General features: G+C 57.8%; 18 protein-coding genes. 8 read left to right on the top strand and 10 right to left on the bottom strand.

Going from position 1 to position 23622, the window contains the following annotated elements; all coding sequences use genetic code 11:
* Positions 1 to 60 precede the first annotated feature (60 nt).
* The 3 genes from CTT34_RS04395 (at position 61) to CTT34_RS04385 (ending at position 5090) form a co-directional block, all read left to right on the top strand.
* A complete protein-coding gene (locus CTT34_RS04395; protein ID WP_159341351.1) occupies positions 61 to 1908 on the top strand; it encodes an ABC transporter ATP-binding protein in 1848 nt (615 codons plus the stop codon).
* A 170-nt stretch (positions 1909 to 2078) separates the two neighbouring features.
* The gene (locus CTT34_RS04390; RefSeq protein ID WP_159341350.1) at positions 2079 to 3764 is read left to right on the top strand and encodes a methyl-accepting chemotaxis protein; all 1686 of its coding nucleotides are present in this window, start codon (positions 2079 to 2081) and stop codon (positions 3762 to 3764) included.
* Between the two features lie 165 nt (positions 3765 to 3929).
* Positions 3930 to 5090 (top strand): EAL domain-containing response regulator, encoded by a 1161-nt coding sequence (locus CTT34_RS04385; protein WP_159341349.1) that lies wholly within the window; start codon positions 3930 to 3932, stop codon positions 5088 to 5090.
* Between the two features lie 55 nt (positions 5091 to 5145).
* On the opposite strand, the gene CTT34_RS04380 is transcribed toward CTT34_RS04385, so the two are convergent.
* Positions 5146 to 7392: an ATP-binding protein gene (locus tag CTT34_RS04380; RefSeq protein WP_159341348.1), complete on the bottom strand. Its 2247-nt coding sequence runs from the start codon at positions 7390 to 7392 to the stop codon at positions 5146 to 5148.
* A 27-nt stretch (positions 7393 to 7419) separates the two neighbouring features.
* Positions 7420 to 7926, bottom strand: a complete 507-nt coding sequence (locus tag CTT34_RS04375; RefSeq protein WP_159341347.1) for a putative pterin-binding protein — start codon at positions 7924 to 7926, stop codon at positions 7420 to 7422.
* Positions 7927 to 8082: 156 nt separating this feature from the next.
* Between CTT34_RS04375 and CTT34_RS04370 the strand changes: the two genes are divergently transcribed.
* Positions 8083 to 8796: a response regulator transcription factor gene (locus CTT34_RS04370; RefSeq protein WP_159341346.1), complete on the top strand. Its 714-nt coding sequence runs from the start codon at positions 8083 to 8085 to the stop codon at positions 8794 to 8796.
* Between the two features lie 103 nt (positions 8797 to 8899).
* Here the strand turns inward: CTT34_RS04370 and arfA are convergent, their stop codons facing one another.
* The 4 genes from arfA to CTT34_RS04350 form a co-directional block, all read right to left on the bottom strand.
* On the bottom strand, positions 8900 to 9082 hold the full coding sequence (arfA, locus tag CTT34_RS04365) for an alternative ribosome rescue factor ArfA (protein ID WP_159341345.1): 183 nt from the start codon (positions 9080 to 9082) through the stop codon (positions 8900 to 8902).
* Between the two features lie 120 nt (positions 9083 to 9202).
* Entirely contained in the window at positions 9203 to 10027 is an 825-nt protein-coding gene (dkgB, locus tag CTT34_RS04360) for a 2,5-didehydrogluconate reductase DkgB (protein WP_159341344.1), read from the bottom strand.
* Positions 10028 to 10137: 110 nt separating this feature from the next.
* On the bottom strand, positions 10138 to 11034 hold the full coding sequence (cobA, locus tag CTT34_RS04355) for a uroporphyrinogen-III C-methyltransferase (protein ID WP_159341343.1): 897 nt from the start codon (positions 11032 to 11034) through the stop codon (positions 10138 to 10140).
* Positions 10994 to 13717 (bottom strand): nitrate reductase, encoded by a 2724-nt coding sequence (locus CTT34_RS04350; RefSeq protein ID WP_159341342.1) that lies wholly within the window; start codon positions 13715 to 13717, stop codon positions 10994 to 10996. The genes cobA and CTT34_RS04350 overlap by 41 nt, the downstream gene beginning before the upstream one ends.
* 636 nt (positions 13718 to 14353) lie before the next feature.
* Between CTT34_RS04350 and CTT34_RS04345 the strand changes: the two genes are divergently transcribed.
* The 3 genes from CTT34_RS04345 to nirD are packed head-to-tail and all read left to right on the top strand — an operon-like array spanning position 14354 to position 18619.
* Positions 14354 to 15673 (top strand): NAD(P)/FAD-dependent oxidoreductase, encoded by a 1320-nt coding sequence (locus tag CTT34_RS04345; protein WP_159341341.1) that lies wholly within the window; start codon positions 14354 to 14356, stop codon positions 15671 to 15673.
* A 17-nt stretch (positions 15674 to 15690) separates the two neighbouring features.
* Positions 15691 to 18216 (top strand): nitrite reductase large subunit NirB, encoded by a 2526-nt coding sequence (gene nirB, locus CTT34_RS04340; protein ID WP_159341340.1) that lies wholly within the window; start codon positions 15691 to 15693, stop codon positions 18214 to 18216.
* Positions 18217 to 18244: 28 nt separating this feature from the next.
* The gene (gene nirD / locus CTT34_RS04335) at positions 18245 to 18619 is read left to right on the top strand and encodes a nitrite reductase small subunit NirD (RefSeq protein WP_159341339.1); all 375 of its coding nucleotides are present in this window, start codon (positions 18245 to 18247) and stop codon (positions 18617 to 18619) included.
* 87 nt (positions 18620 to 18706) lie between these two features.
* Here nirD and CTT34_RS04330 read toward each other — a convergent pair whose 3' ends face one another.
* Both CTT34_RS04330 and CTT34_RS04325 read right to left on the bottom strand, forming a co-directional pair.
* The gene (locus CTT34_RS04330) at positions 18707 to 19543 is read right to left on the bottom strand and encodes an alpha/beta fold hydrolase (protein ID WP_159341338.1); all 837 of its coding nucleotides are present in this window, start codon (positions 19541 to 19543) and stop codon (positions 18707 to 18709) included.
* A gap of 79 nt (positions 19544 to 19622) precedes the next feature.
* Positions 19623 to 20144, bottom strand: a complete 522-nt coding sequence (locus CTT34_RS04325) for a GNAT family N-acetyltransferase (protein ID WP_159341337.1) — start codon at positions 20142 to 20144, stop codon at positions 19623 to 19625.
* A gap of 129 nt (positions 20145 to 20273) precedes the next feature.
* Here CTT34_RS04325 and CTT34_RS04320 point away from each other — a divergent pair, with 129 nt between their 5' ends.
* Positions 20274 to 21212 carry a cation diffusion facilitator family transporter gene (locus CTT34_RS04320; RefSeq protein ID WP_159341336.1) on the top strand — a complete coding sequence of 313 codons (939 nt, stop codon included), beginning with the start codon at positions 20274 to 20276 and terminating at the stop codon, positions 21210 to 21212.
* 44 nt (positions 21213 to 21256) lie between these two features.
* Here the strand turns inward: CTT34_RS04320 and CTT34_RS04315 are convergent, their stop codons facing one another.
* Together CTT34_RS04315 and CTT34_RS04310 are read right to left on the bottom strand one after the other, a co-directional pair.
* Positions 21257 to 22753: an alanine/glycine:cation symporter family protein gene (locus tag CTT34_RS04315; RefSeq protein WP_159341335.1), complete on the bottom strand. Its 1497-nt coding sequence runs from the start codon at positions 22751 to 22753 to the stop codon at positions 21257 to 21259.
* A 90-nt stretch (positions 22754 to 22843) separates the two neighbouring features.
* On the bottom strand, positions 22844 to 23611 hold the full coding sequence (locus tag CTT34_RS04310) for a metallophosphoesterase (RefSeq protein ID WP_159341334.1): 768 nt from the start codon (positions 23609 to 23611) through the stop codon (positions 22844 to 22846).
* Between the last annotated feature and the right edge of the window lie 11 nt (positions 23612 to 23622).

Raw genomic sequence — 23622 nt, 5'->3', positions numbered from 1 at the left:
CACCGCATCATGGCGGCCTACTGATGCTGGTGCTCCTTACTTTTCGATGTTGCTAACGCCATGATGCCGTCTCCTTCCTCACCTTCCCCCTCTCCGTTTAGCGGCTTCTTTAGCGTGTTTCGCTATAGCCGCCGTGCGCTGGCACTGGTATGGGACACCTCCCGCTGGATGATGCTGGGCTTGGCGCTTTGCACGCTGGTGGCTGGCGTGCTGCCCGCTGTGGCGGCTTATGTGGGCCAGTTGATTGTCGATGGCGTGCTGGCGGCGATGGAAAGCTATGAGACAGCGAGCAACCCTGACTTATGGGCAACGCTCACTCCAGTGCTGGGGTTAGTGGCGTTGGAAGGCGGCATCATTGCCCTGATGGCGTTAGCCCAGCGTGGCCTCTCGGCCCAGCAGTCACTGTTAAGAGCGCTGCTCGGGCAGAAAGTGAACGTGATGATTTTGGAAAAAGCGGGCACGCTGTCGCTGAGCCAATTCGAGGATTCAGAGCTTTATGACCAGCTCACCCGTGCTAGACGAGAAGCCTCAACTCGCCCACTGGCGCTGGTCAATAAAACCTTTGGGCTGCTGCAGAACGCCATTTCCCTCGGCAGCTTTGCCTTCCTACTGGTGCAGTTTTCTCCCTGGGCGCTGCTGATCTTGGTAGTGGGAGCCCTGCCAGTGTTTCTTTCGGAAGCGAAATTCTCCGGCGATGCCTTCCAGCTATTTCGCTGGCGCTCGCCGCAAACCCGCATGCAGATGTACCTGGAAACCGTACTGGCCCGTGAAGACAGCATTAAAGAGGTCAAACTATTTGGCTTAGAGCAGCGCTTTCTTCAGCGCTACCGGGCTATTTTCCACCAGCTATTTGCCGAAGACCGCCGCCTGACCCTACGCCGGGAGAGCTGGGGGTTTATTCTAGGACTACTGGGCACGCTCACTTTCTATGCTGCCTATGGCTGGGTCGTGGTGGAAACCGTGGCAGGAGCCCTCACGCTAGGCCAAATGACCATGTACTTAATGGTATTTAAGCAGGGGCAAAGTGCGCTATCTGCCAGTCTGACAGCCGTGAGCGGCATGTATGAAGATAATCTCTACCTCTCCAACTTATATGAATACCTGGAACAGCCCACCGAAGCCGACGCTGGCCATTTAACCCAAGGAGCGGCACCCAACGACGGGCTACGTTTCGAGCAGGTGAGCTTTGCGTATCCCGGCGGCCGTGAGGTGCTGCACGATATTTCGCTACACATTGTGCCCGGTAGCAGCTTAGCCCTGGTGGGTGGAAACGGCTCAGGCAAAACCACCTTAATTAAGCTCTTAACGCGGCTCTACCGACCCACTCAAGGGAGAATTTTGCTGGATGGCAGTGACCTTAACGATTGGGATACTCAAGCATTAAGAGCACGTGTGGGCGTTATCTTCCAAGACTTTGTACGCTACCAGCTCACCGTAGGTGAAAATCTTGGGGTGGGCGATACCACGGCCTTCGATGATCAGCAGCGTTGGAAGCAAGCGGCAAAAGACGGGCTGGCCGATAGCTTTATCAAGCGCATGCCCGACGGCTACCAAACCCAGCTAGGGCGCTGGTTTAAAAACGGCCAAGAGCTCTCCGGCGGCCAGTGGCAGAAAGTGGCGCTCTCCCGCGCCTATATGCGTAAAGATGCCGATATCTTAGTGCTAGACGAGCCTACCGCCGCCATGGATGCGGCCGCAGAGGCGGATGTCTTTGCCCGCTTTCGTGATCACAGCCACGACAAGATGACGATTCTGATCTCCCACCGTTTCTCGACCGTCCGCAGCGCCGACCAAATTATCGTCATCGACCAAGGGCGCATCATCGAACGCGGCACCCATGACACGCTGCTCGACGCCAACGGACGCTATGCGTCGCTGTTTCATTTGCAGGCAGAGGGGTATCGATAAGTGGTTAGTTAAGCTGCTATCGAAAAGCACGTTAAGGCTCATTATTCATTATTAGCCAGAGACTCTTACAACGTGAAGAAAAGTGACATTTCCCCTCGCACTATCGACTGACATCATTGCCTCGTTTACTTTACAACATATCCCATGGCTCATTTTTCGAGGCAACGAAAATGAACAACCGCCTACACTCCATCAGCGTTAAATACTCTGTCGCTTTTATTAGCGTTGCGCTGGCGTTATTGATTATTTTTATTGTCGACTTGCTTCTGGTAAATAGCGTTCAACATCGCATGTTGGAGTTTAGCCAGCGGTTCGGGCCAGCCACTGCTGCCGTGATCAATGCTGACCGTGACCTGCATCAAGCCCGTATTGCCGAAGCGGAGTACATCCTTGTGAGCCCCGACAGTAGAGAGTCTGCCGAGCTTAAAGCGACGTTCGAAGAGAATGCCCAACAAGCGTTAGACGGTATGCATCGATTTAAAGAGATCATGCAACAGCAGCCTCACATACTCGAACAACTTGCTCTTTTTGACACTTTATTTAATCAGTGGAAAACCACATCTAACGCGGTTTTCGATACTCACCAGCGTGGTGATTTAAACTCAGCATTACAATTACACAAGCAGGAATCACTCACGACCTTTAATGCACTAAGAGAACTCTATAACACGGCTGGTGAAGCCGTCGTAGACGTCGCGAGTAATACCGAAGCGGCAACGGTTGCAAAAGTAAAACGCCAGGAGTGGATAACAGGGACGTTCTCGGTCGCTGTTTTCCTAGTGGCTATCTTCATTGCCTTGGCAGGCCCCATCACCATGTCACGGGCGATTCGCCAGGTGACGGCACGCATCAAGGACATCACCGAGGGCGAAGGCGACCTTACCGCGCGCATTCAAAGCCAGCGCCGGGATGAAATTGGCGAGCTTGCCCAACAGTTCAATGCCTTCATCAACCGCATCGACGACACGCTACAGTCCGTCAGCCGAAGCACCGTGAGCCTTCAACACGCCTCGACTGAAATCGCCAAGGGTAGCCAAGAGCTCGCCTCGCGCACCGAACAGGCCGCGGCCAACTTGCAGCAAACCTCTGCCTCCATGGAGCAAATTGCGGCGGTGGTAAACAATGCCTCCGAATCTGCCCAACAAGCCAACCAGCTTGCACTATCGACCCGCGACATCGCCCATCAAGGTTTGAACGCCATGCAGAACGTTCAGAAAACCATGGGCAGTATTAGCGAGTCGTCTAGCCAAATCGGTGAGATCGTGACCATGATTGAAAGCATTGCCTTTCAAACCAATATTCTGGCACTGAACGCCTCAGTGGAAGCGGCTAGAGCGGGAGAGCATGGTCGGGGCTTTGCGGTGGTCGCACAAGAAGTGCGCATTCTCGCCAGCCGTACCAGTGACGCGTCAAAGAGCATCTCTGAACTGATCAGTACCTCGGCGGAACGCACCCACTCGGGCGTCTCCCAAGTGAAAGCCGCCAGCGATACGCTGCACAGCATGATGCAAAGTATCGAGCGCGTCGCCGACGTGGTGGCAGAGATCAGCGCAGGCGCGAAAGAGCAGAGCGTGGGCATTGGTCAAGTCAATGACGCGGTAAACGAGCTCGACAGCATGACGCAGCACAATGCGTCGATGGTGGAGGAGTCCAGCGCTGCCGCTGCGGAACTGCGCGAGCAGGCAGATCGGCTCAGCGCCTTGGTGGGTTCATTCAAACTGAGCAATAGCCTCACCAACGTTGATGCAGCACGCCATACATCGCTTGATCAAACGAAGAAAAGCACACTACAGTTAGCCTCAACGCTACCTAAAACTTTGGTTCGTCAGCCCACCCCTGAATGGGAGTCTTTCTGATGATATCGTCTACCCAACCACTCGTTTAATTTCATTACTCTCTGCGTCTTCGGGCTCCCCTGGCACCCGAAGGCGCTTTTGCATGGCCCATCCCGGCCATGCGTTTGGTGCGTGAGTCATAACTCCTATTCAAAGCCACCGCGCACTCACATGAAAGGACACATCATGCCGCCTAGTGCGTTAGTGATTGATGATGACGTCGATATCCAACTGCTCGGCAAAATGTTGCTGAGTCGGCATGGGTTTGATGTCGCCACCGCCGGGTGCTTGGGAGAGCTGGCGCGTAAACCTGCCCTACTCAACACTCATTTGATCGTGCTTGATTTTGGCCTGGGTGACTTTACCGGGCTGGATATTCTCGACTATCTGTACGACCTGAAGATCAACACGCCGATTCTGCTACTCAGTAGCTGCTCAGATGAAACGGCCGCCCACGCCATTGCCGAAGGCAACGCCAAAGGGCTCAAGATGCTGGGATTTCTGCCCAAAGCCAAGCTCATGACTGGCCTGAGCGATGTGATCGAACAGATCGAGGCATCGCCGAAACCGCCGTCCGTGGGCGAGCTGGCCCAGGCGATCAAGCAGCAACATATCACGTTGGCGCTACAACCCAAGATGTCGCTAACAACCGGTGCCGTGGTGGGCGCAGAGGCCCTGGTACGCTGGGAGGATCCTACCCGCGGAACGATCTATCCGGATAGCTTTATTCCTCTCGCCGAACGAAGCGGTCTGATGGTACCGCTGACCTGGAACATTCTAGACCTCTCCTTTGCGCAGCTGGCCAAGTGGGACGCCCAGGGGCTGACACTGAGCATCGCCGTGAACGTACCTGCCGAATTCATCAAAGCCGAAAACATGCTGTCGATGTTCGATACGCTCTGTCGCAAGTACCCCATCGATATGACCAAGGTCACGTTGGAGTTGACGGAATCCGTCGGCGTGGAGTGTTTGGGCTATGCCAGGCACGTCCTGGACGAGTTGCGAAAACGGGGATGCAAGCTCGCGCTGGATGATTTTGGCACGGGCTACTCCTCATTGACGCAACTCTACCGGTTGCCGTTCGATGAGTTGAAAATCGACCGAAGCTTCGTCTCGCTCATCGATAGTGAGCCTAGTGCCCAGGCGATTACGCTCTCCATCGTCGAGTTAGGCGCGCGTCTCGGGATGAGCGTCGTGGCGGAGGGGATCGAAAACGCAGAGCAGCAGGCGCTGCTCGCCGAAGCGCGCTGCCCCGTGGGACAAGGCTATTTCATCTCTCGCCCTCTCTCGCCAGCGCTATTCGATGAGTGGGTCAGTCATCAGACGACAATCGCCAAGCGAGCCTAATCGCCGCCCCTGGTCGACAACACCCAGCGCTACCCTGAGTAGCGCTGGTATGGCCTCAAGCTGCCAACAATCCTTGCGCCAACAACGCTTGCTCGGTCGTGAGTTTCAGCGCTTCTAGCGCGTCCAACAACCCCGTCACCGATGTATCGTTGTCATGGCTGGCGCTCTTCTCCAGCATGGCGGCTTTCTCGGCAATGGCGGCACAGCCTAGCGAGGCAGCCGCTCCTTTGAGTGAGTGCGCTTCCTTACGTAAGGACTCACTATCCCCCGAAAGCCAGCACGCTCGTAGGCGAATCAAACGCTCCTCCAGCCGGGTCAAGAACGCGCTCAACAGCGCATTGAGCGATGTGGGGTCGAACGCCTCCTGCAGCTCAGCGCAAATCTTACGATCCAACACCTCCGGCACGTCCGCGGCATCCTGTAGCAAACTCCCCTGCTCGCTGGCGGAGCGCTCGCCTGACTCGACACTTTCCTTGGGCAGCTCAGCGCTCGGGACGTAGCGACTAATCAGTTGATACAGCTCTTCCCGGGTGAACGGCTTGTTGATCATGTCGTCCATCCCGCTGTCGAAGCAGCGCTCGCGGTGTTCGGGCATGACGTTTGCCGTCATGGCGACGATGGGCAGCCTGGGCAGCGCGTTCGCAGCCTCAAAGGCCCGCCAGCGCAGCGTGGTGTCAGGGCCATCCAGAATCGGCATCTGCATATCCATCAACACGAGGTCGATGGCCGCATACTCTTCTTGAAGCTGCGCCAACGCCGCCTGACCGTTATCGGCAATGGTCACCCGCTGCCCAAGCTGCTCCAACATGACTTTTGCGACGGTCTGGTTGATGGGGTTATCTTCCACGATCAGGATATGGTGGTTATCTGCCAGCGCCGCTTGCTGCTCGCTGCGGTGATAAACCTCTATCCCTTCTGTTTCCGGCAGCGCGACCGTAAACCAGAAGCGGCTACCCAAACCTACTTGGCTAGTCACACCGATCTCACCATCCATGGCGTGAACGAGCCGCTTACAGATGGCGAGCCCCAGGCCCGTCCCTTCGTGGCGCCGCGCAATCGAGGTATCTACCTGGGAAAAAGCGGAGAAGAGACGCTCCTGATCTGCCGCCTCAATACCGCACCCCGTGTCGTACACCTCGAACAGCAGTCGATGGTCATCCCCTGGCGAGGCGTGAAACTTCACAAACCCCTCTTCGGTGAATTTCAGCGCGTTGTTGATTAGATTCATCATCACCTGACGTAGGCGAGCGATATCCCCCACCACGAACCGAGGCAGCGACGGGTCGATGGAGTAGTTGAACACGACCGGCTTGCTTTTTTCCTGCAGCACATAGCCCGTACAGAGCGACTCGATGCATTCGCGCAGGTCAAAGGGACGAGCGTCCAGATCAAGCCGTCCGCTCTCTATCTTGGTGTAATCCAGAATATCGTTGATCACGGCGCGCAGGCTCTCAGCGCTGCGTTTGAGTGCTGACAAGTAGGCGTGAGCCTTGGGCGTGTGCACTTCGTCACTCAATAGATCGGCCATCCCTACCACCCCGTTGAGCGGTGTGCGAATCTCATGGCTCATCACGGCCATGAACTGGGACTTGGCTTGGCTGGCTATTTCAGCACGCTTGGCCGTCTCTTTCAGCTCTCGGCTCTTCACCTCTAATGCCTGGGCTTTACGAAGGCTCACTTTTCCTTCGATGAGCAGGGCGCGAACCAATAGACCGCCCGATAACATCAGCGAGAGCAGAATGATCAACGCCAACCCGTAGAGCTGCGTCATCTTTTCGCGCTCAAGCGTGCGCAGTCGCGCCACGCTTGCGTTGGTCTCTATCAAGATGGTGCCGGTAATTTGCTGTAGTTGAACCGTGCGCTCCATGACGTGACGAATGAGTTCGTCGTTTAGCGCGCTGGCATCGTCCCATAGCGGCTCGATCAAATGGTCGATGTCATGAATCACGGCGGCCGCCTTTTCTACCAGCGCATTCACACCCTCGATCTTTGATACCGCTAAATTGATCTCTCCCTGCTGAAACAGCGTCTTGCGGCTAAACAATATTTCAAAGCGCAGCAGCAAATCCTCGCTACTCATATGACCCAGCTGGCTATCCACCAGCGTCAGATGAAACTCGCGCACTTCCCTATCAAACTGATACCCCGTCCACACGAGGTTTTCTAACAGACGATTTTCGATGGCGTGCTGACGTTGGAAGATGACGCCACCCGTAATGATGGCAGATAGAAAAAAGAGGATCGCTGAGAACGTAGCGACCCTCACACGGCGCGAAAAGTAGTGCCTAATAATGGGTAGCATGGCGTTTACCTAACAATATTGCGCCCGCTACTCGACCTCGATGCGCTTGACCTGCCACACGGAGCGGGTAAGGATCTCTTCGTTCAAGAGCGAGGGGTTTTCATCGAAGGGATAAATGATGAATAGCGGCCCGTGATCACGAATTCTCAGCGGCTGTCCATCGGCCTGCATGGCCAAAATGACGTCATGTTCATAGAAATCACTGACCGGTACCGTGGAGGAGTAATCATTGAGCGCCACGACGTTCAACTGCTCCCCTTCAACACCCACGGCGTCTAATAACGCTCTTCCCAGCGGCCCTTCAAAACTCACGACGCCGTCATGCCACGGCGTGCTAGTGACGGTGGTACGCTGCGTGAGCGCTTCTAGCATCGCTTTATCGAAATGCGCTTCGTTACCCACATTGGTGTGAGTAATGTTGCCCGTCACTTCTAAAATGACGCTGCCGGTCGGCGCCTCGAGCGCCTGCGCCACATTGAAGAAAAACGCACCGGCTAGGAAAACAAGAGCTTTATTAATCAGACGCTTAGCCATTTTTCACCTCCTAGGTTGTAGGCGAATTATAGCGCTACGACTTAAGCGTTAACTGTAAACCTTTGTGTCGCTACCCCTACCTAAACTAGAATTAAGGCATGAGTTCTATCCCCATTGGTGTGAGGTTTATCACACGATAAAAATAGGTAACTCACCATGCATATCGGCGTGCTGGAAGATGATCTCGACCAACAAGCGTTCATTGAGCAGTGCCTGCTTTCTGCAGGGCATCGAGTCTCGCTCTTTGGCAGGGCAAGTGAATTAAGGCGCGCAACGCAGGAGCAGCGCTTCGATTTCCTCATCATCGACTGGCGCCTGCCGGATGGCTGCGGCATGGACGTGGTCAGCCACTTGCGACAAAACGACGGTTGGCGTGGCCCCATTCTGTTCATTACCGCAAGCCAGGGGGAAGACGACGTGGTCAAAGCGCTGGAACAAGGCGCCGATGACTTTCTAGCGAAGCCGCTGCGCCCCAAAGAGTTTCTCGCCCGCGTCAGCGCCTTGGGTCGCCGCGCCGGTTACGACACACCCCGCCCCTCTGCCACCTGCCCCAGCGCTTTCTCAATCAATACCGATGAGCACACCATTTGCGTCGATGGCCATGCCGTTGAATTGACCGAACGCGAGTACCGTCTGGCCACGCTGTTCTTTTCCAAAGTGGGTGAACTGTTGAGCCGTGCTCATTTACTGGAATTGGTTTGGGGCATCAAAGGCGATGTCTCGACACGCACGGTGGATACCCATGTCAGCCGTTTACGCCGCAAGTTAGAGTTGGACGGTCGGCACGGGCTACGCCTTCGCAGCGTCTACCAATCGGGCTACCGCATGGAAGTGTGCAGCATCTCTACCGTAGAGCAAGCGGCCAATTGACATAAAAAAGCCGACCTTGCGGTCGGCCAAAAGCTGATGAGAGTCTGCAGACTGGCAAATTGCCTGCAGCGATGCCTGGGGAAGGCATCGCCAAAACGCTGGTTCAAGCGGCTTGGCGATGCCCTCTCAGGGCGCTAACACCGATCGAAGACGACCCCTTCTGTGCATGACGCCCTTTGCGAGAGTAGCTGCCTTTGCCTTTCTTAGGCGTTTGCTGCTGCATTTTGAACATGGGCGTACGTAATTGTGCCTTTAGCGCGTTATTGCGAACCTTATGCTGTTTCACACTGTACTCCTGGTTTATTAAGAGACGCTTAATAAGGCGGCGTGTGTTAGCCGCCGCCCTTAGGAACACCCGCTGCGCCAACAGTTCCCGTTGCCGAAGCGGTTTTACGATAGCGTTTTCCTAATGACCTAACGGCTGGTCGTCCCACTGTGGAGCAAAATCGGGATTTGCAATACGCTCATGGCGATCCAGTTCAGCAATCTGCGCCATTTCTGACTCGCTCAGGGTCAGTTTGAAGGCATCGATGTTGCTTTGAATGTTACGCGCCTTAGTGGACGACGGAATGGTCAGGTAGCCCAGTTGATGGATCCACGCCAAGGTCACTTGCGCCGGGTTGGCCCCATGTGCATCCGCAATGCGCTGCAGCGCAGGCTCATCGAGCACTTTGCCAACAGCGAGCGGCATAAAGGCCGTCACTTTGATGCCGAGCTTTTCGCAGTGCTGCACTAAGCGGCGATTTTGCAGGAACGGGTGAACCTCAATCTGGTTCGTAAAGATCTCACCTTCGCCTAAGATATCCACCGCTTCATCGAGCTGTGCAATGGTAAAATTCGACACGCCGATATGGTGCGCTTTGCCCGCCTGCTTCACTTCTTTCAAGGCGGTTAAGTAGTCTGCCATGGGCACCGCATCGTTCGGCGACGGCCAGTGGATAAGCAGCAGGTCTACATAGTCGGTGCCCAGCTTTTCCAGGCTTTCATCGACGCTGGCCTTCAGCGCGGCGGGTTCGAGCTTGTCGAACCACACTTTCGTGGTCAGAAAAATCTCTTCACGGGGAACACCGCTAGAGGCAATCGCTTTGCCAACGCCCGCTTCGTTATCGTAAAACTGAGCGGTATCGATATGGCGGTAACCTGCCTCCAGGGCCGCGTGTATGCTCTTCGTTAACGTATCGCCTTCCAAACGAAAAGTACCAAAACCGGGGTTCGGAGCGTCGTTGTGCATCCCTTCTCTCCTTTGCTTCATTTGATAGCGTGTTAATGAATATGGGGAGAGCACTCTGGGACTTCAACCCTGGCTTTTAACATTTTTTCGTAAAAAAACGACATCCGCCATCAGGCCTGCTGGCAAGGCAGCACTTTTGCGCCCGTCGCAGCTGGGCTATGGGCCACCATACTGACCACACTGCCCACCATGATGAGGCAGGGCGATGGCAGCGGTTGAGCGGCGAGGCGTTCGGGCATATCGGCCAACGTGCCTACCAGGGCCTGCTGCTCGGGCTGGCTGGCGTTGGCCACCAGCATGATAGGCCACGTATCGGGCAGGCCCGCTTGGCGCAGGCCGTGGCAAATGGCGGCCACTTTGGAGAGCCCCATGTAGAACACCAGGGTCTCATCTTGACGCGCCAGCGACGCCCAGTCCGGCATACCGCCTTCCCGGCATAGCTGCGCCGTAATAAAACGTACCTGCTGGGCGTGGCCGCGATCGGTGAGTGGTATCCCCATCCCCGCCGCTGCGGCGGAGGCGGCGGTAATACCCGGCACAATCTCGGCGGGCAGCCCGGCCTCGGCCAGAGCCGCTAGCTCTTCGCCCATGCGCCCAAACACGCCAGGATCGCCGCCCTTCAAGCGCACTACCGATTTGCCTGCCTGGGCCAGGGAGACGATCAGCTCACCAATCTCCGCCTGAGGCATGCTGTGATGGCCGCTGGCTTTACCAACATAGTAGCGCTCGGTGCCCGGAGGAATAAGCCCTAGCGCTTCGTCTCCAACAAGGCGGTCATACACCACTGCGTCTGCCTGCATCAGCAACCGTGCGGCTTTCAGCGTCAGCAGCTCCACATCGCCGCTGCCCGCGCCGACCAAATAGACGGTGCCTGGGTGGCACTCACCGCTTAACGGCAAGCGCAAGCGCGTGGCGGTATCGCGACTAAATGGCGCCCACGCCCGCTGACCCAAGCGCCACAGCGCTTCAGGCCACTTCTGTGTTAGCTGTTTGCTTAGCGCGCGCATGGGGCCGCTCCTCTTCAAGTATCGCTTTTAGTTCGGGTAGGCAGCTGCCGCACTGGGTGCCGCAGGCCAGTCGTGCGCCTAACGCTTCAACGCTGGTATCGCCCGCATGAATCGCTTTCACAATGCTGGCTTGGCCAACCTGGTGGCAGCTGCACACCACCGGTCCGGTATCCACGGCACCATCGTCGCACCCGGCCAGCAGGCGTCTACGGTGCTGTGTCTCCAGGGTAGCGTCCTTGAAGCGCGCTTCAAGCCAGGCAAGCCCGGGCAGTTCGTCGGGTGGTCCCACCATCAACCACCAGCGTATCCGCCCGTTCACTACGCCCGTTGCGCGCAGCCTACCCGTTGCCGGGTCGTCACACCACAAAGAGACAGGCACGCCGCACCACGCCTCCACCTGCGCCAGCCAATCCTCGACCGGCTGGCTATCCGCTAGCTGCCAACGGGTGCAGCTTGCCATCGGAATGCGTGCCCAGTAGTCGCTGCGACACCAGGGCGATGGTGGCGTATCCAATTCGTTGGCTAGCAGCAGCGTCGCCTGCCAAGCAACGGAAAGTTTGCCCACCGCCACCGCCCCCTGCTTGGCTTCCGGCTGCCCGGAGAGCGGGTCGGTATACCCTTGAATCAATGCGCCGCTGCGCCCCTGCTTGGTAAAGCAGTCGGTCCAATGCATCGGCACGAAGACTTCGCCTCGGCGCTGGGCGTTGGAAACCCGCACCCGCCCACGGTACTCCCCGGCGGCAGCGGTCAACGTCGCCAAGCTTTGATCCGTAACGCCTGCCTGAGCCGCATCGTCTGGGTGCAGCTCAATGAACGGTTCGGCGCGGTGGTTCATCAAACGCGGCGAACGGGCGGTACGCGTCATGGTGTGCCACTGATCCCGCACGCGACCGGTATTCAAGCGCAGCGGGTAGTCGTCGCTCAGCGGCTGCGCCGGTGGGCGCGGAGTAATCGGCAGCAGTTTGGCTCGGCCATTCGCCGTAGCAAACCGGCCATCTTCGAACAGCCTTGCCGTGCCGCGAGGAGCCTGCTGAGTCACGGGCCACTGGATCGGTGCGAGCGCATCATAAGCCGCTTGGCCCAGGCCTGCCAGCCCTGAGATATCGAACAGCCGCTGGGTATCGCCGCTATTCTCATAGCCAGAGAGGCGTGCGTGCTCATCGAAAATCTCCCACGGGTGGGTGTAATCGAAGGCTTCCCCTACGCCCAAGCGTTTTGCCACTTCACAGAGTATCCACCAGTCGTGCTTCGCTTCGCCAGGAGGAGGCAGCATCCCCCGCTGGCGGGAAATTCGCCGCTCTGAGTTAGTCACCGTGCCATCTTTCTCCGACCAACCCGACGCGGGCAGCACGATATCCGCAAAGGGCAGCAGGTCGGTATTGGCAACGCACTCCGAGACAATTACCAGCGGGCATTTTGCCAGCGCGCGTCGCACTTTCTCCCCATCCGGCATGCTCACCGCCGGATTGGTCGCCATCACCCACAGGGCGGTAATCTCGCCACGCTCGATGGCATCAAAGAGCTCTACCGCTTTGTAACCCGGGGCGTCAGGCAGTGCCGGATTTAAATGCTTGGTGGTCCAGAAGCGGCTGACCAATTCACGAGCGCCCTGCGTGTGGTAATCCATATGCGCCGCCAGTTGATTCGCCAACCCACCCACTTCTCGCCCGCCCATGGCGTTGGGCTGGCCGGTGATCGAAAACGGCCCCGCCCCCGGCAGGCCGATTTTCCCACCCGCTAGGTGGCAGTTGATAATCGCGTTGCACTTATCGGTACCGCTGGAGGATTGATTCACCCCCTGGGAGTAGAGTGTGACCACGTGCAGCTGGCTGGCGAACCAGTAGTAGAGGGTTTCCAGGCGTTCAGGGTCCACATCACACTCGCGGGCAACGGCTTCCACGCTGCCTGCACTCTGCCTGGCAGTGCTCAGCGCGTCATCTATCCCCTCGGTGTGGCGTTCTAGGTACACGCTATCCAAGCGATTGTGGGCGTCCATCCACGCCAACAGCCCGTTAAACAGGTAAGCATCGCTGCCCGGACGAATGCCTAAGTAAAGATCTGCAATTTCGCAGGTGTCGGTCACTCGGGGGTCGATCACCACGACCCGCATCAGCGGGTTGCGCTCTTTGGCTACCTTCAAGCGCTGATAGAGCACCGGATGATTCCAGGCAAGGTTAGACCCCACCAGTACCACCAGCTCTGCCTCTTCTAGGTCTTCATAGCTGCAAGGCACCGCATCGGCCCCAAAGGCGCGCTTGTAGCCCGCCACGGCAGATGCCATGCAGAGCCGCGAGTTGGTATCCAGGTGAGGGGTCCCCAAGAAGCCTTTAAACAGCTTGTTGGCAACGTAATAATCTTCGGTTAAGAGTTGCCCAGACAGATACGCCGCCACCGACTGCGGGCCATGGGCGCTGCGCTGCGCTTGCAAGCGTTCGGCGGTGGTGGTGAGCGCCTGCTCCCAAGAGACCTCCTGGCCGTCCACGCGCGGCCTCAGCAAGCGCCCCTGCTCGCCCAGGGTTTCGTGCAGCGCGGTGCCTTTTACGCACAGGCGACCGTAATTAGCTGGGTGCTCGCGGTCTCCTTCGACGGCGATGAGCTGACCGTTCTCCAACGTGGCGGTAACGCCGCAGCCGACGCCGCAGTAGGGGCAGGTGGTTCGGACGAGCCGATTGGCCTGTGGCATGGCAGTTTCCTCCGGCGTTAAAAAGCAAAAAGCGCCCAAGCTAGCCTCGAAAGAAGCCTGCCTGGACGCCGTTGTCTCAGGGGCACCGCTTACCGGGTGCCGTACTCATCAGTGATTTGCTGCAGTTGGTATTGTTCGACGCAATTAGTCGTTGTGATCGTTATGGGCAAAGACCCTGCACTGAGCCGTTGTTGCTTGTTACTGGAATAACTGCAAACCCTGCGCCCACTCTGCTCTAAAACCATTAAAATACTTAATAAACAATCATTTATAAACGCAGCCTGCATTTCTACTTTTCGCGAAAGGCATGCCCTTTGTCGAATAATCGGTTGAAGAGAGTGCATTAACCGCCGCTTAAGCACCAAAGTGGGGCAAGCCTAGCTAACCATGAGCGGCCTGCCGCTTCTTCATAAACGCTTAATACCCTGATTAGGCTGAATTAAATCCACCGACGGCAAAAGCTGGCGGGCTTTTTGCTCACCGTAAGGTAAGACAGTTCGGCAGCCAACGGCGGTTGCTGTGCGTTATCAACGACGCCAACGGGCAACGACGCCCCTGATACTCCCTTCTCGAAAGGGCTGTGTCAGGGGCGTTTTTTATTTGCTGAACATTATGTTTCAACCACAGGAGCTACCTATGGAAACCGCTTCCCGGTGCTCACAGAACGAACACCTCGTCATTATCGGTAACGGCATGGCTTGCCACCGACTACTTGAAGCGCTGGTGAAACATCCGCAGCGTCCCCGCCGTATCACAGTGGTGGGTGAGGAGCCGGTACCTGCCTATAACCGCATTTTGCTCTCTCCTTTGCTGGCGGGCGAATTGGCGCCTGAGGCGCTCACTCTGCAAGACGCCTCCTGGTACGCTGATAACAACATCACACTGACACTTGGCGACCGCGTGACCTCCATCGACCGCGAACGCCGCCTGCTCATCACGCACCGGGGAGACACCTTAAGCTACGACCGATTAGTGATAGCCACTGGCTCGCGCCCCACGCTGCCAGCGGTGCCTGGCATCACGCTTGACGGTGTTCATACGTTTCGTGACCTGCGCGATGCCGACGCCTTAGAAGCCATTGCTCAGCAAGGCGGCAACGCCGTGGTGATTGGCGGCGGCTTACTTGGATTAGAAGCCGCTGAAGGGCTGCGCAAACGGGGCGGTAGCGCGCTCACCGTCAGCGTTTTGCAGCGCAGCGAGCGGTTGATGAACCGCCAGCTAGACACCACCGCCGCCCAATTGCTGGAAGCCACGCTGCGCGAGCGCGGTATCACTATTGAAACCGGCGCATCGCTTGCTGCCTTGGAAGATAACGGCCACGGGCAGGTGCAGTCGGTCACACTGAGCGATGGCCGGAAGCTAGCTGCCGACAGCGTGATTGTCGCGGCGGGTATTACCCCCAATGCGGAGCTGGGCCAGCAAAGCGGGCTTATGTACGACCGCGCCATTGTGGTGGATGGGCACCTCACCACCTCAGACGACCACATTTATGCACTGGGCGAATGCTGCCAGTTCGAGCAGCACACTTACGGGCTGGTGGAACCTATTTGGCGACAGGTAGAAGTGCTGGCCGCCGTGCTGTGTGGTGAACACCCAGCGGCGTATCAAGAAGCCCCCACGGCCACCAAACTCAAGGTCAGCGGAGTGAGCCTGTTTGCCTTTGGCCCCACCGAGCCAGCCGCCAAGCACGAAGAGCTTCGTTATCAAGACCCGGAAACCGGCGACTACTGCCGCCTGCTGCTCCATCAAGGCCGCCTTATCGGTGCGGTGCTGTATGGCGATACCCGCCACGGCCCCTGGTATTTCGAGCAGGCGCTGGCCGCGACCGACCTAACCGCGTGCCGCCACCTGTTGCTGTTTGGCGCAACCGATGCCCAAACAGCGCTCGATAACCATCTCGACAACCCTCTCGACACCCTGTCATCCCCTTTATCTCTCACCCGTGAGGCGGCTTAGCTATGGTGAATCACACAATGTCTACTCCAACCACGTCTTCCAACACGCAAAAGTTGATCATTGTAGGCAACGGCATGGTCGGCCACCATTTTGCCGAGCAGCTCGTGGAAAGCGGCGCGCTGGCAGGGTTTGAGGTGACGATGTTTGGCGAAGAGCGCCACCGTGCCTACGACCGCGTGCACTTATCCGAGTACTTTAGCGGCCGCGATGCGGAGTCGCTTGCGCTGTGCGATGGCGATTACTACCACACCCACGGCATTCAACTACGCAGTGGCGAAGCGGTCACCGCGATTGACCGCGAACAACAGCTGGTGGTGACCGAACAGGGCCACTACGCCTATGACAAGCTCGTGCTGGCTACCGGCTCCTTTCCCTTTGTGCCGCCCATTCCCGGCAACGACAGCGAAGGCTGCTTGGTCTACCGTACGTTGGATGACTTGGATGCCATTCAGGCAGCGGCCAAAAACGCCACCAACGGCGTGGTCGTGGGTGGCGGCTTGCTCGGTTTGGAAGCCGCCAACGCGCTGCGCGGGCTGAACCTGGACACTGCCGTGGTGGAGTTCGCCCCGCGCCTGATGCCCATGCAGGTAGATAGCGAAGGCGGCGAACTGCTGAAAGAGAAAATCGAAGCTCTCGGCGTTCAGGTACTCACCGAGCGGGCCACCCAGCGTATCGAACCCGGCGACACCAGCCGCCTGCGGATGGTCTTCCAAGACGACAAAGTGCTGGAAACCGACCTGATCGTCTTTTCCGCCGGTATTCGCCCGCAAGATACCCTCGCCCGGGAGTGCGGCTTGACCATTGGCGAGCGCGGCGGCGTGGTGATCGATGACCAGTGCCGCACCAACGACCCGAATATCCTCGCCATCGGCGAGGTAGCGCTGTGGAATCAGAGTATCTTCGGCCTCGTGGCACCTGGCTACCAAATGGCCAAAACGGCCGTCGCCACGCTGACGGGGGGCGATACTTGTTTTAGCGGCGCCGATATGAGCACCAAACTAAAACTGCTGGGCGTGGATGTCGGTTCCATTGGCGATGCCCACGGCAATCAAAATCCTGGCGCCCGCATGTTCCGCTACCTCGATCCGCTCACCCAGGTCTACCGCAAACTGGTCGTCACCAGCGACGGTAAGAAGCTGCTGGGGGCCATGCTGGTGGGCGATAACAGTGTGTATGACACGCTGTTGCAGTACTACGCCAACGGCATCGAGCTTCCCCAAGAGCCCGCATCGCTCATTCTGCCGCAACAAAGCGGTGCCGCCCCGGCGCTGGGGCCGGATGCCTTGCCGGAAACGGCGATGATCTGCTCCTGTCACAACGTGACGAAAGGCAGCATCTGCAGTGCCATCGACGCGGGCGCGGCGGACCTTGGCAGCGTTAAAGGCGCGACCAAAGCCAGCACCGGCTGCGGCGGCTGCGCGGCGCTGCTCAAAAGCGTGGTGGATCACGAATTGGAAGCCCGTGGCGTCGAAGTGGATAAATCGATCTGCGAGCACTTCGCCCATACCCGCCAAGGACTTTACGACATCGTACGTGTCGAAGGCATCAAGACATTCAGCGAGCTAGTGGAGAAGCACGGCAATGCCGAGACGCATCGCCTCGGCTGCGATATCTGCAAACCGGCGGTGGCCTCGATTCTCGCCTCCTGCTTCAACGAACCGATTACCGACGCCGCCCATGTGCCGCTGCAGGACACCAACGACACCTTCATGGCCAATATGCAGAAAAACGGCACCTACTCAGTAGTGCCGCGCATTGCGGGCGGTGAAATTACCCCCGACAAGCTAGTGGTGCTAGGGCAAGTGGCCCAGAAGTATCAGCTCTACACCAAGATTACCGGTGGCCAGCGCATTGACCTGTTCGGCGCACGGCTAGAAGACCTGCCAGCCATTTGGGGCGAACTGATTGAAGCGGGCTTTGAGACCGGCCACGCCTACGGCAAGTCGCTGCGCACGGTGAAATCCTGTGTGGGCAGCACCTGGTGCCGCTACGGCGTGCAGGACAGCGTGGGCATGGCGATTCAGTTAGAGAACCGTTACAAGGGCCTGCGCGCACCGCACAAGATCAAGTTTGGCGTTTCCGGCTGTACCCGGGAGTGCGCCGAAGCGCAGAGCAAAGACATTGGCATTATCGCCACCGAAAACGGCTGGAACCTCTACGTGTGCGGCAACGGCGGTATGCGCCCCCGCCATGCAGAACTCTTCGCCACCGATTTAGATGATGAGCAGCTCTACCGCACCATCGACCGCTTTTTGATGTTCTACGTACGCACCGCTGACCGTTTGCAGCGCACCTCGGTATGGCGGGAAAACCTGGAAGGCGGCCTGGACTACCTGAAGGAGGTGATTCTGGAAGACAGCCTGGGTATCAGCGATGAGCTGGAGCGCCAAATGCAGCACGTGGTGGATAGCTACCAGTGCGAGTGGGCCAACGCCATCAGCGACCCGGAAAAGTTAAAGCGTTTTAGAAGTTTCGTGAACGATGCGCGACCCGACCCTTCCATCATCATGACTTCCGAGCGCGGCCAGCTGCGCCCTGCTTAACCCAGTGACCAAAGAATCGAGGACGACCATGACCGCTACCGTACTCAAACTAACGAACCGCAACGACACTTGGCAGCCGCTCTGCACCAGAGCAGACCTCGTGCCCTTTTCCGGCGTTGCCGCTTGGCTGAACATACCGGAAGGCCCCGCCCAAGTGGCGCTGTTCTATTTGCCCGGCCACGCGCAAGAGCTCTATGCCCTGGATCACTTCGATCCTTTCTCGAAGGCCTATGTGATTGCCCGCGGCATCGTCGGCGATATTAAAGGCAGCCCAGTAGTGGCCTCTCCGATCTACAAGCAGCACTTCCGCCTGGAAGATGGCCAGTGTTTGGAGGAGGATGAGGTACAGCTGCGTACTTGGCGCGTCGCCTTCAAAGGCGATGAAGTGTGGGTGGAAGGCTAGCCGAACGCTTACCTCTAAAACGCCCCCTGCAACGCAAACAGCCGCGCCGCCTATCCAGGCGGCGCGGCTGTTTGAGAGTGACGCTCTTTATTGAACCAAAAACCGAATCAGCGCCTGATTGAACGCCTCTGGGTGAGTCGCGTTAAGCCCATGCGGGCCACCCTCGATCACCTCTAGCGAAGCGTTGGGCAGTAGCTCAGCGGCGCGTTTGCCGCTCACTTCCAGCGGTACGATGCCGTCTGAATCCCCATGGAGGACCAGCGTCGGAATGTCGATCTTGGGTAAATCCTTGCGGAAGTCGGTGTAGCTAAACGCTTTGATGCAGTCGTAGGTCGCTTTGGGAGAGGCGAACGCCGCGATATCGCGGTGATAAAGCCGGTTCGGTTCGCTGATCAGATCGCTCTTGTCGTTGGCGGTAAAGAAGCTCTTGGTGAAGTCATCCAAGAAGGCGATGCGGTCACCCTTCACGCCTTCCAGGAACTGGTGAATCGTGGCATCGTCCAGGCCGCCTTCCGGGTTATCGTCTGTTTTATACAGATACGGCGGCACTGCAGCTGCCAACACCGCTTTATTGACACGCTCGGTGCCGTAGCTCGACAAATAGCGCGCGACTTCGCCGCCGCCCATGGAGAAGCCCACCAGGGTCGCGTCGTTGAGATCCAGCGCGTCCAGCAGCTTTTTCAAATCAGAAGCGAGGGTATCGTAGTCGTAACCGCCATCCGCTTGGGTCGAACGGCCAAAACCACGGCGGTCATAGGTCACCACCTTGTAGCCCGCCTCCACTAGCGCAGGCACCTGCTGCTCCCAAGAGCGGCCACTCAGCGGCCAACCGTGAATCAGTACGACCGGTTTACCTGCCCCGTGAACCTCGTAATAAATCTCAACCGGTGTGCCCTGCTCCGTCCCTGCATTCAGAAATGGCATCGCATCAACCTCCTGGTTTGGCGTTTACGGAAAACGTCATTCAAGGCTAGTACAACGTGTTGTGAGCTGCCAAACCACGCTACGAGGCCGGAGAGTATTCAAACACCCAGCAATCTTTAAGCTCCCCTTTCACCCGGGAGTAGCAAGACAATCGCTGTTGGGCAACAAACCCGCCTCTTGTCAGCACGCGCTGGGAGGCCATGTTGTCCACCGCAACCACCGCCGCCAACTGTGTGACGCCATACACGCAGCGAGCTTCCGCCAATAAGCGTTTCAGCGCGTGTTGCGCAATCCCCCGGCCGCCAGCGCTTCGCGCAATCCGATACCCCACCCGCGCCTGATCATCAACAATATTGCGTAAATTCGCGCGCCCCACGATGACGCCCCGCTCACGGATGATGAGAGGATTCATCTTGCGCTGTGCGTTGAGCGCTAAACAATCGATGATGTGCTTAGCCACCCCTTGCGGCGTGTAAAAGCACTCCGGCCTAGCCTCAATATGCTGCTCGAACCACGCACGCTCTGCGCGTTCGAAACGCAGCAGCTCAACGGCATCTTCGGGCGTTAGCAAATGAAAGGTGACGTCTTTGGCATGGCGCATCTCCACATCCCTCCTTGGGTGCAGTGCGGGGTTCACCCCTTAGGGGGTCATAAATCACTGACATTGCCTACCGTGATGTTGCTATGCTTGCCAGCCTCTTGATTCGGTAGGCATGGGAGCCATACGTTCGTGAAGACAGAATCCAGTACGTTAGCCTTTTCCGCCTTCATGGCGCTGCTCATTGGCTGTGCCGGTATCGTGGCCACCTTGGCCTCGAACTCCCAGGCCATCCTATTGGATGGCTTGTTCAATCTTATCTACTTTAGCGTAGCGCTGGTGACCATCAAGGTCAGCAAGCTTGCCAGCCGCCCGGATAGCGAGTCGTACCCCTTTGGCTACAGCTACTTCGAGTCGCTGGTTAATTTATGCAAAGGTTTGCTGATTTTGGGGGTATCGATCTTCGCGCTGGTGGATGCCGTGGCGGCGCTGCTGACTGGCGGGCGGGAAATTTCAGCGGGGCTTGCGGTGATTTATGCGCTGTTTGCGACCGTCGCCTGCTCACTGACGGCTTGGGTCATGCACCGTAGCCAGCGCCATGTCAGTAGCCCCTTGGTGGCCGCCGACAAACTAAACTGGCTGGTCAACAGTGTGATTTCAGGGGCCGTACTAGCGGCTTTTTGCTTCGTGATGCTGTTTGAACGCCTCGGCTGGCAAGCTGTGTTGCCCTATGTGGATTCCGTATTGGTGATTGCGGTGGTGGTCCTTTGCCTGGGGGTGCCCGTGCGCATGGCGTCGCAAGCGTTAAGAGAGCTGCTCAACAAAACCCCGGAAGAAGCCGTCGCTGAACCAGTGCGCCAAGCCGTTGCCCGTGGCCTTGCCGATATCGATACCCTGGAAGTGCGCGTGCGTATGGTGCGCCCCGGCCGCCTGCTTTACGTTATCGTCCACGTGGTACTCCCCAAAGAGCTGCCCGAAGCGACCCTGGCAAACCAAGACGCGCTGCGTCAGCGCATCGATGAAGAAGTGCGCCGCTACTACTCGCCCGTGGTGTGCGACGTGGTGTTCACCGCTGACAACCGCTGGGCAGCGCCCTCTTGTGGGCTGCTGGTGGAGAAATCCGCTAGCTAACCCCTGACACGTAAAGAGCGGCTCGAAGGCCGCTCTTTACTCGCTTACCGGTCTACCGGTTTCTCTTCTTTTACCGGCCACACATCCTCATCCACCAGCTCTGGATTTTTAAGTATGGCGGGATCGAACAGCGGCTCCTCGATGCCCTGGCGACGCTGGCGCTCGTAATCCTTCAACACCGAGACCGCAATCGGGGCCATCAAGAGAATGGCAAACAGGTTGGTGGTGGCCATTAGCCCCATGGCTAGGTCGGCAAAGTCCCAGACCACGCTGAGTTCGGCAACAGAACCTAGCAATACCATGGCGAGGATAATGATCTTGAACACACCGACCGCTTTTTTGGCACGGCGGCGGAACAGGTACTCAATGTTCACTGACGAGAACGAGAAGTTCGCCAGAATGGAGGTAAAGGCAAAGAACAGGATCGCGATGGCGATAAAGATCTCACCAAAGCCCCCCAGGTGATCCACCATGGCATCCTGGGTCAACTGGATCCCTTCGATGCTCTCCCCCGGCGACTCGGACAGCAGCCGCTCGTACACACCGGAGAGCAGAATCACCACCGCTGTGCAGCTACAAATCACGATGGTATCGACAAAGACCCCAAAGGATTGCACCAGCCCTTGGGCCGCTGGGTGCTTCACGGTGGCCTGTGCTGCCGCATTGGGGGTCGAGCCCATACCGGCTTCGTTAGAGAAAAGACCCCGCTTGATGCCGTTTTCCATGGCGGCCTTAATGGCGTAACCCGCCGCGCCACCGACCGCCGGGCCTAAGCCAAAGGCACTCATGACGATCAGTGACAGCATGTCGGGCACGGCGGAGAGGTTGGCAAACAGAATCCATAGCGCCACCAGCAGATAGGCAATCGCCATCACCGGCACGATCTTCTCGGCCGTACGTGCTACCGATTTCAGGCCGCCATAGATGACGACACCGGCCAGTGCCGCAATCACCACGCCGGTCACCCAGTTGGGAATGCCAAAGGCGCCGCTCATGCCTTGGGCAATGGTATTGGATTGCGCCGCGTTGAACGCCAGCCCGTAGGCAATGATCAAGAACACCGCAAACAGCGACCCCAGCCAGCGCCAGCCCAGACAGCGCTCGATATAGAACGCAGGACCACCGCGAAAGACGCCATCTTCGTTGCGATGCTTATAGACCTGAGCCAGCGTCGATTCGATAAACGAGGTCGCAAACCCTACCAGGGCCGTCACCCACATCCAAAAAATCGCCCCTGGCCCGCCGATCCACAGCGCTAAAGCAACCCCCGCCAAATTACCGGTACCGACCCGTGCGGCCATGGAAGTCGCGAACGCCTGAAAACCACTAATGCCATCCCCTGCCCCGCGGGCGGTAAAGGTCACGTGGGCCATGTGCCGAAACAGACGAAACTGCATCCCGCGCGTCATGATCGTGAACAGCAGGCCTGCACCCAGCAACAGGTACACCAGAATGTAGCTCCAGATAAAGTTGCTGACGGGCATCATAACGGCATAAAGGCCGTCACGAAGTGGCCCTAGCGCCGTTTCTAATATTTCCATCGCCTATCACTCCCTGTGGTTGTATGAGCAACTGTTATCGTCACAGGTAGGAGTGTAGCTAGGTTATAGAGCAGCGCGTCATTTCAGCCCTTATTCGCCCACCGTGACTACCCAATTAGGTCGAAACAGCGGCGGCGAAAACTCCTCTGGATAACCGCCCGGATTGGCGATAACGCGCGTGCCGCTGTGCCGTATATCTACCGGCTCGTGAACGTGGCCGTGAATCCACAAATCCATCTTGCCCATTAGTTGCGGGAGGTGGGAAGCAAAGGCGGGCGAGAGCGCGTCGCCTATGTACTGCTCGGGAATGCAACCGTGCAGTGGGGCATGATGGCTCACCACGACGCGGGGGCCATCGACAGGCTGTTGAAGCTCGCGACTCAACCACTCCAGCGCCTCACGGTGGATGTCTTGGCTGGCTTGGGGCGTGAATACTTGGCCGGGAGCCGTGGTAATGATGCGAAAATCGGGCATATAGCGCAGCGCTTTTGCTTCGGTCTCTGAGGGGTTACGGGTGGGGTCGTCGGCATAGAGCGCAAAATCTGTCCAGAGCGTCGTGCCGTAAAAGCGTACTCCGCCAATGGTCACGCTGCGATTATCCAGCAGCTCGATATCATACCGAGCGGCTTTTAGCGCTAACTCTTGGCGCAGCAGCGGCATGCAGGTGCCGTAGAACTCATGGTTGCCCGGCACGTAGAGAATCGGCAGGTCGGGAAACTGCTGCCGCGCCCATGCCAGCCCCTCTGCTCTGCGATGAATATCCCCTGCCAACACCACCACATCCGCCTCGGCAGGCGGCAGTTCGCGGTGTCCGTCAAAATGTTCTAAATGAAGATCGGATAAGACTCTTAAGCGCATAGAACGTCTCT

The organism is Halomonas meridiana (assembly GCF_009846525.1).
Lineage (GTDB): Bacteria > Pseudomonadota > Gammaproteobacteria > Pseudomonadales > Halomonadaceae > Vreelandella.
The sequence above is the reverse complement of the archived record's forward strand: the minus strand, read 5'-3'. Positions and strand labels throughout refer to the sequence as shown.